Source organism: Streptomyces sp. NPDC058274, assembly GCF_042881375.1.
Classification (GTDB): domain Bacteria; phylum Actinomycetota; class Actinomycetes; order Streptomycetales; family Streptomycetaceae; genus Streptomyces.
Map to the genome: position 1 here is coordinate 1 of NZ_JBHVXW010000011.1, position 20,350 is coordinate 20,350.

The 20,350-nt window shown below is 70.3% G+C and carries 18 protein-coding genes and 1 pseudogene; 2 read left to right on the forward strand and 17 right to left on the reverse strand.

The features are described 5' to 3' along the window. Nucleotides 1-48: 48 nt before the first annotated feature. From nusB to ACFVYF_RS22070, 13 genes are all read right to left on the reverse strand, one after another. The gene (gene nusB, locus ACFVYF_RS22010; protein WP_389457698.1) at nt 49-483 is read right to left on the reverse strand and encodes a transcription antitermination factor NusB; all 435 of its coding nucleotides are present in this window, start codon (nt 481-483) and stop codon (nt 49-51) included. Between the two features lie 2 nt (nt 484-485). Next, nucleotides 486-1,052: an elongation factor P gene (gene efp / locus ACFVYF_RS22015; protein WP_010988257.1), complete on the reverse strand. Its 567-nt coding sequence runs from the start codon at nt 1,050-1,052 to the stop codon at nt 486-488. Nucleotides 1,053-1,110: 58 nt separating this feature from the next. Further along, nucleotides 1,111-2,217 carry an aminopeptidase P family protein gene (locus tag ACFVYF_RS22020; protein ID WP_389457700.1) on the reverse strand — a complete coding sequence of 369 codons (1,107 nt, stop codon included), beginning with the start codon at nt 2,215-2,217 and terminating at the stop codon, nt 1,111-1,113. Nucleotides 2,218-2,363: 146 nt separating this feature from the next. After that, nucleotides 2,364-3,206 carry a Pro-rich N-terminal domain-containing protein gene (locus ACFVYF_RS22025; RefSeq protein ID WP_389457702.1) on the reverse strand — a complete coding sequence of 281 codons (843 nt, stop codon included), beginning with the start codon at nt 3,204-3,206 and terminating at the stop codon, nt 2,364-2,366. Between the two features lie 205 nt (nt 3,207-3,411). Next, nucleotides 3,412-4,503 (reverse strand): 3-dehydroquinate synthase, encoded by a 1,092-nt coding sequence (gene aroB, locus ACFVYF_RS22030; RefSeq protein WP_389457704.1) that lies wholly within the window; start codon nt 4,501-4,503, stop codon nt 3,412-3,414. Then, the gene (locus tag ACFVYF_RS22035) at nt 4,500-4,982 is read right to left on the reverse strand and encodes a shikimate kinase (RefSeq protein ID WP_389458027.1); all 483 of its coding nucleotides are present in this window, start codon (nt 4,980-4,982) and stop codon (nt 4,500-4,502) included. Before ACFVYF_RS22035 ends, aroB begins: the two co-directional genes overlap by 4 nt. A gap of 32 nt (nt 4,983-5,014) precedes the next feature. Beyond that, a complete protein-coding gene (aroC, locus tag ACFVYF_RS22040) occupies nt 5,015-6,199 on the reverse strand; it encodes a chorismate synthase (protein WP_389457706.1) in 1,185 nt (394 codons plus the stop codon). A gap of 174 nt (nt 6,200-6,373) precedes the next feature. Then, nucleotides 6,374-7,210 (reverse strand): shikimate dehydrogenase, encoded by an 837-nt coding sequence (locus tag ACFVYF_RS22045; RefSeq protein WP_389457708.1) that lies wholly within the window; start codon nt 7,208-7,210, stop codon nt 6,374-6,376. Continuing rightward, nucleotides 7,207-8,985, reverse strand: a complete 1,779-nt coding sequence (mltG, locus tag ACFVYF_RS22050) for an endolytic transglycosylase MltG (protein ID WP_389457710.1) — start codon at nt 8,983-8,985, stop codon at nt 7,207-7,209. Before mltG ends, ACFVYF_RS22045 begins: the two co-directional genes overlap by 4 nt. Before the next feature lie 119 nt (nt 8,986-9,104). Then, nucleotides 9,105-9,569 (reverse strand): Holliday junction resolvase RuvX, encoded by a 465-nt coding sequence (ruvX, locus tag ACFVYF_RS22055; protein ID WP_389457711.1) that lies wholly within the window; start codon nt 9,567-9,569, stop codon nt 9,105-9,107. Between the two features lie 53 nt (nt 9,570-9,622). Next, nucleotides 9,623-12,295 carry an alanine--tRNA ligase gene (gene alaS, locus ACFVYF_RS22060; protein ID WP_389457713.1) on the reverse strand — a complete coding sequence of 891 codons (2,673 nt, stop codon included), beginning with the start codon at nt 12,293-12,295 and terminating at the stop codon, nt 9,623-9,625. Then, nucleotides 12,295-12,645 carry a DUF6167 family protein gene (locus tag ACFVYF_RS22065; protein ID WP_389457715.1) on the reverse strand — a complete coding sequence of 117 codons (351 nt, stop codon included), beginning with the start codon at nt 12,643-12,645 and terminating at the stop codon, nt 12,295-12,297. The genes alaS and ACFVYF_RS22065 overlap by 1 nt, the downstream gene beginning before the upstream one ends. 7 nt (nt 12,646-12,652) lie before the next feature. Then, nucleotides 12,653-13,096 (reverse strand): DUF948 domain-containing protein, encoded by a 444-nt coding sequence (locus ACFVYF_RS22070; protein WP_389457717.1) that lies wholly within the window; start codon nt 13,094-13,096, stop codon nt 12,653-12,655. A gap of 153 nt (nt 13,097-13,249) precedes the next feature. Between ACFVYF_RS22070 and ACFVYF_RS22075 the strand changes: the two genes are divergently transcribed. Beyond that, nucleotides 13,250-15,433, forward strand: a complete 2,184-nt coding sequence (locus tag ACFVYF_RS22075; protein WP_389457718.1) for an ATP-binding protein — start codon at nt 13,250-13,252, stop codon at nt 15,431-15,433. 33 nt (nt 15,434-15,466) lie between these two features. Here ACFVYF_RS22075 and rpsD read toward each other — a convergent pair whose 3' ends face one another. The 3 genes from rpsD to ACFVYF_RS22090 form a co-directional block, all read right to left on the reverse strand. After that, the gene (rpsD, locus tag ACFVYF_RS22080; RefSeq protein ID WP_010988245.1) at nt 15,467-16,081 is read right to left on the reverse strand and encodes a 30S ribosomal protein S4; all 615 of its coding nucleotides are present in this window, start codon (nt 16,079-16,081) and stop codon (nt 15,467-15,469) included. A gap of 320 nt (nt 16,082-16,401) precedes the next feature. Next, nucleotides 16,402-17,757, reverse strand: a complete 1,356-nt coding sequence (locus tag ACFVYF_RS22085; RefSeq protein WP_389457719.1) for a replication-associated recombination protein A — start codon at nt 17,755-17,757, stop codon at nt 16,402-16,404. 67 nt (nt 17,758-17,824) lie between these two features. Further along, complete coding sequence (locus ACFVYF_RS22090) at nt 17,825-18,463, reverse strand: vitamin K epoxide reductase family protein (protein WP_389457720.1); 639 nt, start codon at nt 18,461-18,463, stop codon at nt 17,825-17,827. 143 nt (nt 18,464-18,606) lie between these two features. Between ACFVYF_RS22090 and ACFVYF_RS22095 the strand changes: the two are divergent. Then, nucleotides 18,607-19,035: pseudogene (locus ACFVYF_RS22095) on the forward strand (ATP-binding cassette domain-containing protein); the annotation flags it as partial. A gap of 46 nt (nt 19,036-19,081) precedes the next feature. On the opposite strand, the gene hisS reads toward ACFVYF_RS22095, so the two are convergent. Further along, nucleotides 19,082-20,344, reverse strand: a complete 1,263-nt coding sequence (gene hisS, locus ACFVYF_RS22100) for a histidine--tRNA ligase (protein ID WP_389457722.1) — start codon at nt 20,342-20,344, stop codon at nt 19,082-19,084. Nucleotides 20,345-20,350: the final 6 nt, after the last annotated feature.

Below are 20,350 nucleotides of genomic sequence, written 5' to 3' on the forward strand. Positions count from 1 at the left end.
CAGCCGACGTGCTGCGGGCCCTCCGGCGTTTCTGTGCCTGGCGTGCGGCTACGCCTCGTCCCGGCGGAGCGACTGCTTCAGGTCCTTCAGCCGGCCCAGCAGGCCGTTGACGAACGCGGGCGACTCGTCCGTGGAGAACTCCTTCGCCAGCTGCACCGCCTCGTCGAGCACCACGGCGTCCGGGGTCTCGTCGACCCAGATCAGCTCGTAGGCACCGAGGCGCAGGATGTTGCGGTCGACGACCGGCATCCTGTCGAGCGTCCAGCCGACGGAGTACTGCGCGATGAGCTCGTCGATCCGCCTCGCCTTGGTGGCGTAGCCCTCGACCAGCTGCATCGTGTACTCGCTCACCGGCGGCTGCCGGGTGTCGGTCCGGGAGTGCCGGATCCAGTCCGCGAGGACCGTCTGGACGTCCACATCGCGCTGGTCGCCTTCGAAGAGGACCTGGAAGGCGCGCTTGCGGGCCGTGTTGCGAGCAGCCACGGTTAGCTGTTCACCCGGCCGAGGTAGTCGCTGGTACGGGTGTCGACCTTGATCTTCTCACCGGTGGTGATGAAGAGCGGCACCTGGATCTGGTGGCCGGTCTCCAGGGTGGCGGGCTTGGTGCCACCGGTGGAGCGGTCGCCCTGGACGCCCGGCTCGGTCTCCTGGATGACGAGCTCGACGGCGGCGGGCAGCTCAACGAAGAGCACCTCGCCCTCGTGCTGCGCGACGGTGGCGGTGAAGCCCTCGATCAGGAAGTTGGCGGCATCGCCGACGGACTTGCGGTCGACCATGAGCTGGTCGTACGTGTCCATGTCCATGAAGACGAAGTACTCGCCGTCCATGTACGAGAACTGCATGTCGCGCTTGTCGATCGTGGCCGTCTCGACCTTGACGCCGGCGTTGAACGTCTTGTCGACGACCTTGCCGGAGAGCACGTTCTTCAGCTTGGTGCGCACGAAGGCCGGGCCCTTGCCGGGCTTGACGTGCTGGAACTCGACGACGGACCAGAGCTGGCCTCCGTCGAGCTTGAGCACCAGGCCGTTCTTGAGGTCGTTCGTGGAAGCCACGGTTGCGGAATCTCCTGGACTGACGTGGACGACCCCGGCGCACGCGCACAGCTCGAAGCTAGAGCGCGAGCAGCTCCTTGGTCGTAATGGTGAGTAGCTCGGGTCCGCCGTCCGCCTCGGGGCGTACGACGAGCGTGTCATCGATCCGGACACCGCCCCGGCCCGGGAGGTGGACCCCCGGTTCGACGGTGACCGGCACGCAAGCGTCCAGTTTACCCATGGCCGCGGGGGCCAACTGCGGGTCCTCGTCGATTTCGAGCCCCACACCGTGTCCGGTCAGGGTCTCGAGCCCTTCCGCGTACCCCGCGGAGTCCAGTACCTGGCGGGCCGCGCGGTCCACGTCGCGGTAGGCGACACCGGGTGCCAGCGCCTCGCGTCCGGCGCGCTGAGCGGCGAAGACGAGGTCGTACAGCTCGATCTGCCAGTCGGCGGGCGAGGTCCCGATGACGAACGTACGGCCGATCTCACAGCGGTAGCCGCGGTAGACCGCGCCGAGACAGACGGAGAGAAAGTCACCCTCCTCGACCCGGCGGTCGGTGGGCCGATGGCCTCGGCGCCCCGAGTTCGGTCCGGTGCCGACGGAGGTGGCGAAGGCGGGGCCGTCCGCGCCGTGGTCGACGAGGCGGCGCTCCAGCTCCAGCGCGAGATGCCGTTCCGTCCGGCCCACCAGGATGGATTCGAGCAGTTCGCCCAGCGCCTGGTCGGCGATCTCGGCTCCGATGCGCAGGAAGGAGATCTCCTCCTCGTCCTTCACGACCCGGAGCTGTTCCACCGCCCCGCCCAGATCGGCGAGGCGTAGCCGGGGGGCCACCGAGCCGATGGCGCGATGCCGCGTCACGGTCAGGTGGTGCTCCTCGACGGCGAGGGACTCCGCGCCCTGTCCGGCGGCCTGGTCGGCCGCGGCGACAGCCGGGTCGCCCCCGGTCTCCGGCAGCGCCTGCACGCGCAGCAGCTCGTCGGGCCGGCCCTCGGATGCGTCGCCGCTCGGCGTGGACGCACAGAGCAGCAGATCCTCGGTCCTGCCGAGCAGCAGGACGGCGCCGCGCGGCGCCGTACCCGCGAGATATCGCACGTTGGCCGGACGGGTGACGAGCGCCGCGGCGCTGCCTCCCGCCGTACAGCGTTCCCGTAGCCGCTCCCTGCGCGCCGCGTACACCTCTGACATGTCACGAGCCTACGAGCGGTGGCCGAATACCGCTGGTTCAGCGGGTCCGACCGGGCGGTGGCACGCGCGGGGCCGGTGTCCCACGGGTGGTGACCGGGACCGCGGGTGGGTCCCGGTGTGACGGTGGCGCTAGCCGTTGTCGCTGGTCACCACTGGGGCGGGCTGGCGATCGAGCGGGCCAGGACGTCGTCCAGGACCTGGGCCGTGGTGGCCACGTCGAGCTGTGAGTTGTCGATGATGGGGAGCCCGGAGCCGTACCAGCCGGCCATCCGGCCGTGGATGCGGGCCACCTCCTCATCGGTGAGGCGGCGGTTGCCTGAGCGCTCGGCGTTGCGCTCCAGGACGATCTCCAGGCCCGGCAGCAGGACGACCGGCAGCAGACCGGGCCCCACGTGCCGCTTCCAGCCACCGAGACCGACGACCGGGCGGTCCGGGAAGACGGCGTCGTCGAGGATGCAGGAGATCCCGTTGGCCAGGAAGTTCCGGGCGGCGAAGCCGCAGGTACGGCGGGCGAGGCGATACTGCGCCTCCGAGTGGTCGTTCCACCCCGACTGCGGGTCGGCGAAGCCCGAGCGGACCCATTCCCGTACGTCGTCGAGGCTGATGTGGGCCGTGGGAACACGGCGGTGGTCCGCCCAGTACTTCGCGACGCTGGTCTTGCCCGCGCCGGCCGGGCCGATGAGCAGCACGGCGAGCGTGGTGGCCGCGGGGTCGGGTGCGCCCGCCGTGAGGGGCGGCGAGGGCATGGCGACGGGAGCGCCCGGCGGCAGCTGCACATGGCCGGTCGTGTCCGGCGTGGGGGGCACGGGGGCGTGGTGCTGCGGTGCGTGCCCGGGCGGGACCTGTGCTCCGGCGAAGCCCGGGGCGGGCGGCGGCACGGGGGCGGGGCCCACGTGTCCGGGGGGTTGTCCGGCAGATGACCAGCCGGCGGCCGGTCCGTGCCCCGGCTGATGGGGCGGCGGCAGCGGAGCCCCCACTGCGTGCTGCATCCGGTGCCACTCCGTCTCGTGTCTTTCGGTGGTTCGCCCCCCCCCGGGACGCCTCGTCGCGGCAGGCGAGGGGCGCCGGCAGCGAGGTCCGGGCCCCGCTTCCTACCGAACGGTACCGTCCCCGGCCGCCGTTGTGTGAACGGCCGGGGGCGGCCCGAAGTGCCCATGCCCGAAGGCAAATCGGGCCAAGCCGGCCCGAGGGGAACTACTCGCCCACTTCACCGTAGGCGGCGAGCAGGACGGCCGGGTCCGGGCCCTCCAGCACGGTCGGCTTGGCCAGCCCGTCGAGGACGATGAAGCGGAGCAGGTCGCCGCGGGACTTCTTGTCGACCTTCATGGTCTCCAGGAGCTTGGGCCACTGGTCGTAGCGGTAGCTCAGCGGGAGGCCCACGGACTCCAGGACCGTGCGGTGACGGTCGGCGGTGGCGTCGTCGAGACGGCCCGCCAGGCGGCCCAGTTCGGCCGCGAAATGCATGCCGACGGCGACGGCGGCACCGTGCCGCCACTCGTAGCGCTCGTTCTTCTCGATCGCGTGGGCAAGGGTGTGACCGTAGTTGAGGATCTCGCGCAGCCCCGACTCCTTGAGGTCCGCGGAGACGACCTCCGCCTTGACCTTGATGGAGCGCTCGATGAGCTCGGCGGTGTGCGGGCCCGCGGGGGTGCGAGCCGCCTCGGGGTCGGCCTCGATGAGCTCCAGGATCACCGGGTCGGCGATGAAGCCGGCCTTGATGATCTCCGCGAGCCCGGACACATAGTCGTGGACCGGCAGCGACTCCAGCGCGGCCAGGTCGCAGAGCACGCCGGCCGGCGGGTGGAAGGCGCCGACGAGGTTCTTGCCCTCGGCGGTGTTGATGCCGGTCTTGCCGCCGACCGCCGCGTCCACCATGCCGAGCACGGTCGTCGGGATCGCGATCCAGCGCACCCCGCGCAGCCAGCTCGCGGCGACGAAACCGGCCAGGTCGGTGGTGGACCCGCCGCCCACGCCCACGATGACGTCGGTGCGGGTGAAGCCGGACTGGCCCAGCGCCTTCCAGCAGTAGGCGGCGACCTCGGCGGTCTTGGCCTCCTCCGCGTTCGGCACCTGGATGGCGACGGCCTCGAAGCCCTGCCCGGCGAGGTCGGCACGGAGCGCCTCACCCGTCTCGGCGAGCGCCTCGGGGTGCACGACCGCGACACGCTTGGCCCGGTCGCCGATCAACCCGCCCAGCTCACCGAGGAGTTGACGGCCGACCAGGACCTCGTAGGGATCGGAGCCTGCCGTGCCGCCGACCTGGATACGGGTCACTGCCTCGCTCATGCTTCCTTCAACTCCAGTGCGTCGAGGATCGCTTGGGCGACCTCTTCGGGGGTGCGGCCGTCGGTGGCGACCACCGCGTCCGCCACTTCCGTGTACAGGGGGCGGCGGGCCTCCATCAGCTCGCGCCACTGCCGGCGCGGATTGACCGCGAGCAGCGGCCGCGCCACGTTCAGGCCGGTGCGCTGGACCGCTTCCTCGACGTCCATCGAGAGGTAGACGACGCGGTGCCCGGAGAGCAGCGCGCGCGTCTCGTCGTCGAGGATGGCGCCGCCGCCCAGGGCGAGGACACCGTCGTGCTCGGCGAGCGCGCGGCGGACGGCCTGCTTCTCGACCGCGCGGAAGACCGGCTCGCCGTCGTCGAGGAAGATGTCGGCGATGGTCCGGCCCTGCTCGGCCACGATGTCGTCGTCCGTGTCCCGGTAGGCGCGGCCCAGCCGCTCGGCGACCAGCGCGCCCACGGTGGACTTGCCGACGCCCATCGGGCCGACCAGGACGACCACGGGGCCGGCGGTCACCGGATCGCCAGGTTCTCGAGGAACGACTCGACGTTGCGCCGGGTCTCCGGGACGCTGTCACCGCCGAACTTCTCGGCCACCGCGTCCGCCAGGACCAGCGCCACCATGGCCTCGGCGACGATGCCGGCGGCCGGGACCGCGCACACGTCGGAGCGCTGGTGGTGGGCCTTGGCGGCCTCGCCCGTGGCCACGTCGATGGTGGCGAGCGCACGCGGCACGGTCGCGATCGGCTTCATCGCGGCCCGGACGCGCAGCAGTTCACCGGTGGTCAGACCGCCCTCGGTGCCACCGGAACGCCCGGAGGTCCGCCGGATGCCGTCCTCGGTGTGGACGATCTCGTCGTGCGCCTGGGAACCGGGCACGCGGGCCAGATCGAAGCCGTCGCCGACCTCGACGCCCTTGATGGCTTGGATGCCCATGAGCGCGGCCGCGAGCCGGGCGTCGAGGCGCCGGTCCCAGTGGACGTGCGAGCCGAGTCCCACCGGCACGCCGTACGCGAGGACCTCGACCACACCGCCGAGCGTGTCGCCGTCCTTGTGGGCCTGGTCGATCTCCGCGACCATCGCCTTCGACGCGTCCGCGTCCAGGCAGCGCACCGGGTCGGCGTCCAGCTTCTCGACGTCCGAGGGCTTGGGGTAGACGCCGTAAGGGGCCTTGGCCGAGGCCAGTTCGACGACGTGCGAGACGACCTCGATACCGGCCGTCTCCTTCAGGTACGAGCGGGCCACCGCACCCAGGGCCACCCGGGCCGCCGTCTCCCGCGCGGAGGCGCGCTCCAGGATCGGCCGGGCCTCGTCGAAGCCGTACTTCTGCATGCCCGCGAGGTCGGCGTGGCCGGGGCGGGGCCGGGTCAGCGGCGCGTTGCGGGCCAGCTCGGCGAGGATCTCCGGGGCGACCGGGTCGGCCGCCATGACCTGCTCCCACTTCGGCCACTCGGTGTTGCCGACCATGACCGCGATCGGCGAGCCCAGGGTGAGGCCGTGCCGGACGCCGCCGAGGAAGGTGACCTCGTCGCGCTCGAACTTCATCCGCGCGCCGCGTCCATAGCCGAGACGCCGCCGGGCCAGATGGTCCGCCACCATGTCCGTGGTGATCGGCACGCCGGCGGGAAGTCCCTCCAGCGTCGCGACAAGTGCGGGACCGTGGGACTCCCCCGCGGTCAGCCAGCGCAACCTGCTCAACGGTGCTCCTCATGCTCGCGCCCTGGTACTGCTGCTGCGTACACGTCTCGCGTACGGCGACGGCGCGACCGGGTGCGCGGCCCTGGCCCGCCACCCCCGATCCTCCCACGTCCGGCCCGGTAAACCGGCCGCAGGTCCATCAGGCGGACGGACCTCGCCAAGGCCACGCGCGGGTCAGTGACCCGCGAGGGCGTGCTCGCCGGCCTTCCGCATGGCGTCGAGCGGTGCCGGGGAACGCCCGGTCATCCGCTCGACCTGGAGTACGGCCTGGTGCACCAGCAGGTCGAGTCCGCTGACGACGGCGCCGCCGTACGCCGACCAGCGGGCGGCGAGGTCGGTGGGCCACGGGTCGTACAGCACGTCGAACAGGGTGGCGGGCCGCTCGGGGACGGCGGCGGCCAGCGCGTCCGTCGTACCGGCCGGGGTGGTGGCGATCACGAGCGGAGCGTGCAGGGCCTGGTCGGCGTCCGCCCAGTCCGCCGTGCGCACCTGGATGTCCAGCCGCTCGCCCCACTGCCGCATCTCGGCGGCGCGGGCCGCGCTGCGGACGTACGCGACGACCTCACCCGTGCAGATCCGCGCGAGGGCGGCCAGCGCGGAGGAGGCGGTGGCGCCCGCGCCGAGGACGGCGGCCGTGTCCACCTGCTCGATGCCCCGCTCGCGCAAGGCGGCGACCATGCCGGGGATGTCGGTGTTGTCGCCGGCGCGGCGGCCGTCCTCGGTGAACACGACCGTGTTGACCGCCTCTACGGAGGCGGCCGTCTCACTCACCTCGTCGAGCAGCGGGATGACCGCCCGCTTGAGCGGCATGGTCAGCGACAGCCCCGCCCACTGCGGCCCGAGCCTCTCGAAGAAGCCGGGCAGGGCCTCCTCGTCGACTTCGAACCGGTCGTAAGACCAGTCGCCGAGCCCCAGGCGCTCGTACGCGGCGCGATGCAGCACCGGGGAGAGGGAGTGGGCGATCGGAGAGCCCAGTACGGCGGCTCGGCGCCTGCTGTCGGTACCGCTCATTGCCCCTTCTGTTCCTCGAGGTACTTCTCGCGGTTGCGGTTCTGCTCCTCGTTGGTCTCGGCGAAGAGGGTCTTGTCCTCGCTGACCGAGACGAAGTAGTACCAGTCGCCCTTGGCCGGGTTGAGCGCGGCCTTGATCGCCACTTCACCGGGGTTGCCGATCGGCCCGGGAGGCAGGCCCTTGATCTTGTACGTGTTGTACGGATCGTCGATCTGGCGCAGGGCGCTGACCGAACCGGTGGCGAGCTTGGACTCACCGCGCAGGTAGTTCACGGTGGAGTCGAAGTCGAGGAGGCCGTACGTCTCGGTGTTGGTCGGCTTCAGGCGGTTGTAGACGACCCGGGCGACCTTCTCGAAGTCGTGCTTGTACTTGCCTTCCGCCTGGACGAGGCTCGCCACCGTGAGGACCTGCAACGGGTCCTTCAGGTTCAGTTCCTTGGCCTTCGACTGCAGACCCAGTTCGGCGTACTTCTCCTTGGAAAGGTCGACCATTTCCTTCAGGACATCCTTGGGCTTCATGCCCTTGGAGACGGGATAGCTGGACGGATAGAGGAATCCTTCCAGCGGGTCCTTGATGTCCTTGCTGGTATTCGCCCAGGAAGGCAGGCCGAGGGACGACCATTCCTTGTTGGCGACACCCTTGGTCGTACCCGACTTCACCGCGAGGCGTTTGTCGATCGCCGCGTAGATCTTGGAGTTGCGCGTGCCTTCGGCGATGATCAGGTTGCTGCGGCTCTTGGGGCTGAGCATCAGCGCGACGGCGCTTTCCCCGGACATCTGCTTGCTCAGCGTGTAAGTGCCCGCCTGAATGTTGTTGCCCTTGGGATTCTGGGTCTGCGCGGTCACGAAAGCGTCGACACTCTTGACGACGTCCGCTTCTTTCAGGACCTGCCCGATGGCATAACCGCCGGAGCCCTTCGGAATGGTGACGGTGACCGTTTCGCTCGTCCCGTCCCCCGCATAGTCCGGCGCCGTGCCGAAACGATTTTGGTAGAATTGGTAACCGAAATATCCCACGCCACCGATGCCACCGCCGAAGACCAGGACGACGACCATGCAGGCGCAGCCGCTGCGGCGCTTCTTGCCCTTGCCGCCGCCCCGGCCCCGCCGGTCCCCGCGGCCGCCACGGCCCTCGGTGTCGTCGGTGTCGTCGTCATCCCCGCCCGCGAAGAACGCGTGCTCGCCCTGGTCGGGTCCCGGATCCCAGTCGGGCTCGGGCTCCGGTTCGGCGCGACGCCGGGTCGGCGGCTCCGGCGGCGGATAGGCGTCGGGCGTGCCGTAGAAGTCGGGCTGCTCACTGCCGTACGCGGCGGGCTGGCCGCCGTAGGGGTCGACCGGGTCGGTCGGGTACGGGACCTGAGGGTGCGTTCCGCTGTTCCAGGCGCCGTTGTCGTACGGCTGCTGTCCCTGTCCGGCGTACTGCTGCTGCCCCTGCTGTCCCTGACCGGGGAGCTGCTGCTGCCCCTGGTACTGCTGTTCGCCCTGGCCCTGCCCCTGGTACTGCTGTGGGTTCTGGTACTGCTGCTGGTTCTGGCCCTGCCCCTGGTACTGCTGCTGGTCCTGGTACTGCTGCTGCCCCTGGGCGTGCGCGGTCTGCTGGCCGGTGCCCCAGTCGCCGTACTGCGACTGCTGCTGCGGCTGTTGCGGATAGTGCTGCGGCTGGCCGCCGTAGGGGGACTGGCCGTCGTCGGCCTGTCCTCCCCATCCGCGGTCCCCGTACAACGGGTCCTCCGGATGCCACGGTTCGGAGCCTGGGCCCCGGCCATACTCAGTCATCGATCCCCTAGAGCCGCGAGGCGGCGGCTGGCGCTGGTGGCGCGGCTCCCGTCCGCCTCTTTGCTGTGCGGCGACTGTTCGAACACCGCCGCATCGCGCGGAACGTTACCGTATCGCGATCAGATGACCACTTCGACGCCCTCACCCGGAGCAGCACCTGACGCCCGTTCGGACTCCAGTGCCTGCTGCAGGATGACGACGGCGGCTGCCTGGTCGATGACGGACCTGCCCTTCTTGGACTTCACGCCTGAGGCGCGCAGGCTCTGACTGGCCGTCACTGTGGTCATCCTCTCGTCGAGAAGTCGCACCGCGACGGGCGCGATGCCCCGGGCGAGCTGCTCGGCGAAGGCGCGGACCTTGACCGCGGCCGGGCCCTCGCCTCCCTTGAGGGAGCGCGGGAGCCCGACGACGACCTCGATCGGCTCGTACTCCTCGACCAGTTGCTTCAGCCGGCGCTGGGCGGCCGGGACATCGCGTCCCGGCACCGTCTCGACCGGCGTCGCGAGGATCCCGTCGGGGTCGCACGAGGCGACCCCGATCCGGGCGTCCCCGACATCGATCGCGAGACGACGGCCTCGGCGCATCAGCGGATTTCCTTGCGCATGATTCCCGACCGCTCCTGCGTCCCTTGCTTCTCTTACTTCGCCGTCTCGGTGACGAGACGTTCGACGGCGTCGATGGCCTCGCCGATGGCGGCCGGGTTCTGGCCACCGCCCTGGGCGACGTCCGGCTTGCCGCCACCGCCGCCACCGAGGGTCTTGGCGGCCGCGCGGACCAGCTCGCCGGCCTTGAGACCGCGCTCGCGGGCCGCCTCGTTGGTGGCGATGACCGTGAGCGGCTTCCCGCCCGCCGTGGTGAACAGGGCGACGACGGCCGCCCGTCCGCCCTGGATGCGGCCGCGCACGTCGAGGACCAGCTTGCGCAGGTCGTCGGCGCCCGTACCGTCCGGGACCTGGCCGGTGACGAGCGCGACACCGCGGACGTCCTTGGCGGAGTCGACGAGACCGGCGGCGGCCTGCAGGACCTTCTCCGCGCGGAACTTCTCGATCTCCTTCTCGGCGTCCTTCAGCTTGCCGAGCATGGCGGAGACCTTCTCCGGGAGCTCCTCCGGACGGCCCTTGACCAACTCCTGGAGCTGGGCGACGACCGTGTGCTCACGGGCCAGGAAGTTGTAGGCGTCGACGCCTACCAGGGCCTCGATGCGGCGTACGCCGGAGCCGATCGACGACTCGCCGAGGAGCTTCACCAGGCCCAGCTGGGCGGTGTTGTGGACGTGCGTACCGCCGCACAGCTCCTTGGAGAAGTCGCCGATGGTGACAACGCGCACGCGCTCGCCGTACTTCTCGCCGAACTCGGCGATGGCACCCTGCTTCTTGGCCTCGTCGAGACTCAGGATCTCGGCGTGCACGTCCAGGTCGCGGGCGAGCACCTCGTTGATCTGCTGCTCGACGTCGGTCATCACGGCCGTGGGCACGGCCGACGGCGAGCCGAAGTCGAAGCGGAAGCGGCCCGGCTGGTTCTCGGAACCGGCCTGGGCGGCCGTCGGGCCGAGAGCGTCACGGAGGGCCTGGTGCGTCAGGTGCGTGGCCGAGTGGGCACGGGCGATGGCCTTGCGACGGCGGATGTCGATGCTGGCCTGGGCCCTGGCGCCGACGGTGACCTCGCCGACCTGGACGACGCCCTTGTGGACGTACACCCCGGGGACCGGCTTCTGGCAGTCGCGGACGTCGATGATCGCGCCGCTCTCCACCCGGATACGGCCCGTGTCGCCGATCTGGCCGCCGCCCTCGGCGTAGAACGGGGTGCGGTCGAGGACGATCTCGACCTCGTCGCCCTCGGTGGCGGCGGGCGACGAGGCGCCGTCGACCAGGATGCCGACGATCGTCGACTCGCCCTCGGTCCGGTCGTAGCCGATGAAGTCGGTCTCGCCGGCGGCGTCGGCGATCTCGCGGTAGGCGCCGAGGTTGGCGTGACCGGTCTTCTTGGCCTGGGCGTCGGCCTTGGCCTGGTCGCGCTGCTGCTTCATCAGACGGCGGAACCCGTCCTCGTCCACCGAAAGGCCCTGTTCGGCGGCCATTTCGAGGGTGAGGTCGATCGGGAAGCCCCAGGTGTCGTGGAGCAGGAAGGCCTTGTCGCCGGCGAGGACCTTGCCGCCGGACTCCTTGGTGTCGCTGATCGCCGTGTCGAGGATGTTGGTGCCGGCCTTCAGCGTCTTGAGGAAGGCGGCCTCCTCGGCGAGGGCGACGGTCTCGATGCGCTGCCGGTCGGAGATGAGCTCCGGGTACTGCTGGCCCATCATCTCGATCACGACGTCGATGAGGTCCTTGACGACCGGGCCGGTGGCGCCGAGCAGGCGCATGTTGCGGATGGCGCGGCGCATGATGCGGCGCAGTACGTAGCCGCGGCCCTCGTTGCCGGGAGTGACGCCGTCGCCGATCAGCATCACGGACGTCCGCATGTGGTCGGTGACCACGCGCAGCGAGACGTCGGAGTCGTGACCGGCGCCGTACTCGACGCCCGTCAGCTCGGTGGCCTTCCTGATGACGGCCATGGAGGTGTCGATCTCGTACAGGTTCTGCACGTCCTGCAGAATCATGGCGAGGCGTTCCAGGCCGAGGCCGGTGTCGATGTTCTTGCTGGGCAGGTCGCCGAGGATCTCGAAGTCCTCCTTCGAGGTGCCCTCGCCGCGCTCGTACTGCATGAAGACCAGGTTCCAGATCTCCACGTACCGTTCGTCGTTGACGGCCGGGCCGCCCTCGACGCCGAACTCCGGACCGCGGTCGTAGTTGATCTCCGAACACGGGCCGCAGGGGCCCGGGACGCCCATGGACCAGTAGTTGTCCTTCTTGCCGAGGCGCTGGATGCGCTCGGCGGGGACGCCGATCTTGTCGCGCCAGATGGTCTCGGCCTCGTCGTCATCGAGGTAGACCGTGATCCACAGGCGCTCCGGGTCGAGCCCGTAACCCCCCTTGTCCTGGGGCGAGGTGAGCAGCTCCCAGGCGTAGGTGATGGCGCCTTCCTTGAAGTAGTCGCCGAAGGAGAAGTTGCCGCACATCTGGAAGAACGTGCCGTGCCGGGTGGTCTTGCCGACCTCTTCGATGTCGGGCGTACGCACGCACTTCTGCACGCTGGTGGCGCGCGGCCACGGCGGCTTGACCTCACCGAGGAAGTACGGCTTGAAGGGGACCATGCCCGCGGGGACGAGGAGCAGAGTCGGGTCGTCCGCGATGAGCGACGCCGAGGGGACGACGGTGTGACCGCGCTCCTCGTAGAAGCTCAACCAGCGGCGGCGAATTTCAGCCGACTCCATCAGTGGTCCTCATTCCGGTTGTACGAGTACGTCGACCTCTCGACGTACTTCGGGTTCTTGCTGTACTTGGGGTCGCCGCTGTTCTCGATGGCGGCGACGCGCCGGGGCGCGGGGAGTTCGGCGTTCGCGTTCAGCCCGAGGGCCTCGTCGAGTTCGGCCTCCCGCTGGGCCATGCCGTCGCGGACGTCGAGTGCGAAGTCCTTGAGCCGGTGGCCGGCCTCGATCGCCTTGTTCGCGGCCTGTGCGGCGAGGCTCTCGGGCGTCAGCTGCTTGAGCTTGCGGTTGACCTTGGTGGTGGCCCACACACCGGCGGCTGCGCCCGCGGTGAACCAGAACGTACGGCGGAACATCGCTGCGTCAGTCCTTCTTCCGCTTTCCCCGTCGCGCCGACGGGACGGTGCGGCCCACGATCACGGTACGCCGGGGCGTCTTCGCGGGCGCGTTCTCACGGCGGCCCACGAGGGCCTGGCGTACGCCGTAGCCGAACGCCGCGACCTTGACCAGGGGGCCGCCGAAGGTGGAGGCGACCGTGGTGGAGAGCGCCGACGCGTTCGACGTGACCTCCTGGACGTCCGAGGCGATGGCGTCGACCCGGTCGATCTGGGTCTGTGCGGAGCGCACGGCCGAGGAGGCGTCCGCGAGCAGCGGGACGGCCTGGTCGGTCACGTCCGCCACGAGCTTGGTGGTCGCCTTGAGCGTCTGGGCCAGCCTCGCCAGCGCGACGGCGAGAAAGGAGACCAGGATCGCCCAGAAGACGGCCACCAGGATCCCGGCCACCTCTCCACCGGACACTGTGTGCACCCGCTCCCTGATTGCGTGCCTCAACATCGAAAAGTCGTCCCCCGAGCCTATCGCGCCGGGGCCGCGGCTCCGTACCGGATTACCGTCCCGCCGTACCGGAGTTGCGCGAAGTGATTGTACGGAACGCTTACGGATCAGTACGCTCCGTATTCCATGCAGCGACCTCACCGCCCCCAGCACTCCGCCCGTTCGCCGCTCGGCAATCTGCCTCTGGAACTGAACGCGTTCGTCGGTCGTTCGGCCGAACTCACGTACCTCGCCGAGGCCCTGGAGACGTCCCGGCTGGTGACCGTGACGGGCATGGGCGGCGTCGGGAAGTCGCGCCTCGTGTCGCACGCCGCGGCGCGGAGCGACGCGCGGGACGGGGTGTGGCGCGTGGAGCTGGCCCCGGTGCGGGACGCGGAACTGCTGGAGTACGCGGTCGTGGAGGCGCTGGGGCTGACGGACCAGACCTCGCGGCTGCCCCGTCAGGTGCTCCTCGATCATCTCGCCGAGCGTCAACTCCTGCTGGTCCTGGACGGGTTCGAGCATCTCGTGGACGGCTGCGCCTCGCTCGTGGGCGAGCTGCTGAGGAGTGTGCCGGGGCTGCGGGTGCTGGCGGCGGGACGGCGGCCCCTGGAGGTGGAGGGGGAGCGGTTGCTTCCGCTGGCCCCGCTGGCCGAGCGGGAGGCCGTGGAGCTGTTCGCGGACCGGGCGGCGGCCCGCGTGCCCGGGTTCGCGCTGGACGAGGGCACCAGCGCCGACGTCCTGGAGCTGTGCCGCCGGCTCGACGGGATCCCGCTCGCCGTCGAGCTGGCGGCCGGACGGCTCAGCGCGCTGTCGCCCGCGGGCCTGCTCGCCCGTCTGGAGGACCGCTTCCGGCTGCTGACGGGCGGCGGGCGGGACGCGCTCCCCCGCCATCAGACGCTGCGCACGGCGATCGGCTGGAGCCATGAGCTGTGCTCGGCCGAGGAGCGGCTGCTGTGGGCACGCCTCTCGGTGTTCGCCGGGCAGTTCGACCTGGAGGCCGTGGAGTACGTGTGCAGCGGCGACGGGCTGCGCGCCGACGACGTCCTCGATGTGCTGGGTGAGCTGCTCGCGCAGTCCGTGGTCTCCCGCGAGGAGACGGCGACGGGCGTGCGCTACCGGATGCTGGACACGGTCCGGGCGTACGGCGCCGACTGGCTGGAGGCGGCGGGCGACGCGCAGCAGCTGCGCCGGCGCCACCGCGACTGGTACGTGGGGCTGGCCACCTGGTGCGAGCTCGACTGGTTCTCACCGCGGCAGGACGAGGTCGCCGCGCGCGTGGAGACGGAGCTGCCCAATCTGCGCTGCGCCCTGGAGCACTGCCTGACCGAACCGGGCGAGGCGCATCTGGGTCAGTACCTGGCGGGCAGCCTCTGGTTCTACTGGGTCGGCTGCGGCCGGCTCGCGGAGGGCCGGCACTGGCTGGAGCGCAGTGTCGAACTGGACGCGGAGGACGGACCGCACGAGCAGTCACGACTGAAGGCGCTGTGGGTGCTCGGCTATGTGGCGATCCTCCAGGGCGACACCGTGCCCGCGCTCGCCGCGCTCCAGGAGTGCCGCGAAGAGGCGGAGCGCACCGGCAACGCCACGGCGGTGGCGTACGCGGAGCACCGCACCGGCTGTCTGGGGCTGGTGACGGACGACATGGGCCGTGCGGAAACCTTGCTGCGCTCGGCGCTCGACCGCTACCACGAGATCGGTGAGCTCAACAGCAATGTGCTGATGGCCCAGGTCGAGCTGGCGATGACGAGGGCGTTCCAGGGCGATCTGCCGGGCGCGGTCAAGCTGTGCGAGGACGTCCGCCGGGTGTGCGAGGACCACGGGGAGCGCTGGGCCCTCGCGTACGCGCTGTATGTGCTGGCGTACGAGGCCTGGACCGACGGCGACACCGGGCGGGCCCGGGGCCTGCTGGACGAGTGCGTCGGCATCGGCCACGCCTTCCACGACCTGCTCGGCACGGTCCTGGCGATCGAGCTGCTCGCGCTGGTCACCGCCGAGGAGGGCGACCCGGCCGAGGCCGCGCTGCTGCAGGGCGCCGCTACGCGGATGTGGCCGTCGGTGGGTCTGCCCCTGTTCGGTTCCGCGCACTACAACGTGCCGCACGAGCTGTGCGAGGCGCAGGCCCGCGAGGCACTCGGCGACGAGCGGTACGAGGAGTGCGTACGGGAGGGAGCGCGGCTCGGACCGGAGGCGACGGTGGCCCGGGCGCTGCGGCGGACCGGAAACCGGCCGCTCGGTGCGGTGCCCTCGCCCCGGGCGATGCCGTCGCCCTCGGATGTGCGAAAGCCCGCCGCCTCGCCCACCCGTAAGGGCGGCGAGACGACGGGCTGACACGCAGGTGGTGCTACGTCCGCCGGAAAGCGATCAGCGGGCGTAGTACTCGACGACGAGCTGCTCGTCGCAGATCACCGGGATCTCCTTGCGGTTCGGCTCACGGTCCAGGCGGAAGGCCAGGGCGCGGAGGTTCACCTGGAGGTAGCGCGGGGTCTCGCCGTCCGGGGCGAAGCCACCCTCACGGGCAACCTCGAACAGCGGCTTCTGACGGCTGCGCTCGCGGACCATGACGACGTCGTCCGGCTTCACGCGGAAGGACGGCTTGTCGACCTTCTGGCCGTTGACCTCGATGTGGCCGTGGACGACCATCTGGCGGGCCTGGTAGATCGTGCGGGCGATGCCCGAACGCAGAACCAGGGCGTCGAGACGACGCTCCAGCTCGATGACCAGGGCCTCACCGGTCTTGCCCTGCGTCTTGGCGGCACGCTCGTAGGCGCGGACGAGCTGGCGCTCGGACACGTCGTACTGCGCGCGCAGACGCTGCTTCTCCAGCAGACGGACCTTGTAGTCCGAGTTCTGCTTGCGGCCACGACCGTGCTCACCCGGCGGGTAGGGGCGGGCCTCGAAGTACTTGACGGCCTTCGGGGTCAGCGCGATGCCGAGGGCACGCGACTTCTTGACCTTGGGGCGGGACTGATTCGCCACTGTTTCTCTTTCCTGTGTTTTCGGCTCACCAGAGTTAAGGGAGGTCGCATCCGCAGCCTGGGAAACCCGCTCTCGTCCCTGCGGACGTGGCGGGCAGCCGCTCCCTGGTCTGGGCACATATGTGCAGCACGCGAGTGGCCCACCGACCGTCCCCGGGAGAACCGGGTGGGTGGTGGGCTGCACGCGACACCTTCAACGGTGCGCGACGCTCCTGGATCCCCTCGCCTTGCGGTTTCGGGGTTCCGGCTGGGTGTCTCGTGTGGTGACGCCGACCGGGGTCGGGCACGGGACTCAGCACTGCGGGCCATCGTACAGGGTGCTCAGGACCGCCCTCGACCGAGGTGCTTCCTCGTCCACTCCACCGCGTCCGCGTACCGCGCCTCGGCGCCGTGGCGGGTGGGTGTGTAGTACTCCCGGTCCTTGAGCTCCTCCGGGGCGTACTGCTGGGCGGCGATGCCCTCGGGCAGGTCGTGCGGATACACGTACCCCTGGGCGTGACCGAGCTTGGCCGCGCCCTTGTAGTGGCCGTCGCGCAGATGCATCGGCACCGGGCCCGCGTGGCCCTTGCGTACGTCCTCCATGGCGGCGCCGATCGCCGTGGTCGCGGCGTTGGACTTCGGGGCGAGGGCGAGGGCGATCGTCGCGTGGCTGAGGGTGAGTGCCGCTTCGGGGAAGCCGATCATCGCGACGGCCTGGGCGGCGGCGACGGCGATGGGCAGCGCGTTCGGATCGGCCAGGCCGATGTCCTCGCTGGCGGAGATCATCAGCCGGCGGGCGATGAAGCGGGGGTCCTCGCCGGCCTCGATCATCCGGGCCAGATAGTGCAGCGCGGCGTCGACGTCGGAGCCGCGGATGGACTTGATCAGTGCGCTCGCGACGTCGTAGTGCTGGTCGCCGTCGCGGTCGTACTTCACGGCGGCGCGGTCGACGGTCTCCTCCAGGGTCTGGAGGGTGATCTCCGGCTCTCCCTGGTCGAGCGCGGATCCGGCCGCCGCTTCCAGGGCGGTCAGCGCGCGGCGCGCGTCGCCGCCGGCGATCCGCAGCAGGTGTTCCGAGGTGTCCTCGGGGAGGGTGAGGGCGCCCTTGAGGCCACGCTCGTCGGTCAGCGCGCGCTGGACGAGGCCGCGCAGGTCGTCGTCCGTGAGCGGTTCGAGCGTGAGCAGGAGGGAGCGGGAGAGCAGGGGTGAGATCACCGAGAAGTACGGGTTCTCGGTGGTCGCCGCGATCAGGGTCACCCAGCGGTTCTCGACGGCCGGGAGGAGGGAGTCCTGCTGGGCCTTGCTGAAGCGGTGGATCTCGTCGAGGAAGAGGACGGTCTCCTTGCCGAAGCCGCCGGTGGCACGGCGCGCGCCCTCGATGACCGCGCGCACTTCCTTGACGCCGGCGGTGATCGCGGACAGCTCCACGAAGCGCTTGTTCGTCGCCTTCGAGACCACGTACGCGAGGGTCGTCTTGCCGGTGCCCGGCGGGCCCCAGAGGATCACGGAGGACGGTCCGGCGGGGCCGGAGGCGCCGTTGTCGACGAGTCTGCGCAGGGGGGAGCCCGGCTTCAGCAGATGCTGCTGGCCCACGACCTCGTCGAGGGTACGCGGGCGCATCCGGACCGCCAGGGGACTGCTGGACGGGTCCTTTTCCTGGCGTTCTTCTGCTGCGGCGGTGAACAGGTCGGGCTCCACGTACAAAACCCTATGTCACACCACTGACAACGCCGTCGGGCCCGGGGGATCCCGGGGTCGGGCGGGGTCAGCTGGTCCAGAAATCCCACCAGCGGGTCAGGATCAGCATCCCGATGATGCCGATGTGCAGCACGGGCAGGACCCAGGTGAACTCGCCGAAGAAGCTCTTCAGCCAGCGGGGAGCCGGCAGGAAGCCGTTGCGGACGTTGGACGAGGTCACGTACCAGAACATGAGGATCGTGGCGGCCCAGGCCAGCGAGCACCACAGGCACAGCGAGTTGATCCGGTACAGGGACTGGAACTGGAGCCAGGTGCAGAAGCCGACGCCGAAGAGGGTGCCGGCGTTGAAGGTCAGCCAGTACCAGCGCGGGAAGGTGGCCCGCGCGAGCAGGCTCATGCCGACGCAGATGACGATGCCGTACGCGACGAGCCCCAGCATCGGGTTGGGGAACCCGAAGGCGGAGGCCTGGTCGCTCTTCATGATGTTGCCGCAGGAGACGACCGGGTTCAGGCTGCATCCCGGCACGAAGTCGGGGTTCTCCAGCAGCTTGAACTTGTCGATGGTGATGACCCATGCGGCGAGCAGACCGGCCGCACCCGTGATCACCAGCAGCAGGGCGAACGCGCGGCTGCCGCCCACCGTCCGCGGGACGTCGACGCGCTCCTGGTCGCGGGAGACGCCGTCCTTGACTGTCGTCTTGCTCATCACGCCGATTCCGTCACTCCGAGAGAGGGGCCTGCGGGCACGGTCATTGTGCCGCACGCGCCCGCGTGTCCACCGTTCGATGGACATAAGGAGGTACGCACGGTCGTTCCGCAGCGTTCGGTTTCGCCGGGAGTCTGGTCGGCATGACAGCACACGGGGACCAACTCGCGGTGGACGTACGGGGTCTGCGCAAGCGGTACGGGGACGTGACCGCCGTCGACGGGATCGACCTCGGTATCCGGCACGGTGAGGTGTTCGGCCTGCTGGGACCCAACGGCGCGGGCAAGAGCACCACGGTGGAGATCCTCCAGGGCAACCGCTCCCGGGACGGCGGCGAGGTCTCGGTGCTCGGCTCGGATCCCGGATCGGGCACACGCGCGTGGCGCTCACGTGTCGGCATCGTCTGGCAGGACGAATCCGCGCCCGCGGAGTTGACGGTGCGCGAGACCGTGCGGCATTTCTCCCGCTTCTACCCGAAACCGCGTGACCCGGAGGAGGTCATCGGTCTGGTGGGTCTCGAAGGCAAGGCCGGCAGCCGGATCAAGGCACTCTCGGGGGGCCAGCGCCGACGGCACATCCCGGAGGGGCTTTCTGCAGCCCCTCCGGGATGTACCGCGTTCAGCCCAGCCGGGACTCCAGTTCCGCCACGATCTCGTTCACGCCGACGGGGGTCTGCTCGCCGGACTCCATGTCCTTGAGCTGTACGACGCCCTCGGCGAGGTCCCGCTCACCGGCGACGATCGTGAAACGGGCGCCCGACCGGTTGGCGTTCTTCATTGCGCCCTTGAGTCCCTTCCCGCCGTACGAGAAGTCGGCCGCGATGCCCACCTTGCGCAGTTCGTTGACCTTGGCGAAGAGGAGGCGGCGAGCCTCCTCGCCGAGCGGGACCGCGAACACGCTGGTGGACGAGGGCAGTTCGAGCTCGACCCCCTCCGCCTCCAGCGCGAGGACCGTGCGGTCGACGCCGAGGGCCCAGCCGACGGACGGCAGCGCGGGGCCGCCGATCATCTCGGACAGACCGTCGTAACGCCCGCCGCCGCCGACAGCGGACTGGGAGCCCAGTCCGTCGTGCACGAACTCGAAGGTGGTACGGGTGTAGTAGTCCAGCCCGCGCACCAGCTTCGGGTCGTCCTCGAAGGAGACCCCCGCGGCCGTGATCAGCTCGCGCACCTCCTCGTGGTACGCCTTGCACGCGTCGCACAGGTAGTCGCGCAGCAGCGGCGCGCCCACCAGCTGCTTCTGGACGTCGTCGCGCTTGTCGTCCAGGACTCGCAGCGGGTTGATGTCGGCACGGCGGCGGGTCTCCTCGTCCAGGTCCAGGCCGCGCAGGAAGTCCTGCAGCGCGGCCCGGTAGACGGGACGGCACTCCTTGTCGCCCAGGCTGTTCAGCAGGATGCGGAACTCCCGCAGCCCCAGCGAGCGGTAGGCCTGGTCGGCGAGGATGATCAACTCGGCGTCGAGCGCCGGGTCCTCGGCGCCGATCGCCTCGGCACCGACCTGCGAGAAGTGCCTGTACCGGCCCTTCTGGGGGCGTTCGTAGCGGTAGTAGGAGCCCGAGTACCAGAGCTTGACCGGGAGGTTGCCGGCCTTGTGCAGGCCGGCCTCGAGTGCGGCGCGCAGGACGGAGGCGGTGCCCTCGGGGCGCAGCGCCAGCCGGTCGCCGCCCTTGGTCTCGAAGGCGTACATCTCCTTGGTCACGATGTCGGTGGACTCACCGACACCGCGCGCGAACAGCTCGACGTTCTCGAAGCCCGGGGTCTCGATGTAGCCGTAGCCGGAGGTGCGCAGCGGCGCGGCGATCGCCTCGCGTACGGCGAGGTACTTGGCGCTCTCCGGCGGGATCAGGTCGTACGTGCCCTTGGGGGCCTTGAAGGTGCTCACGGAAGG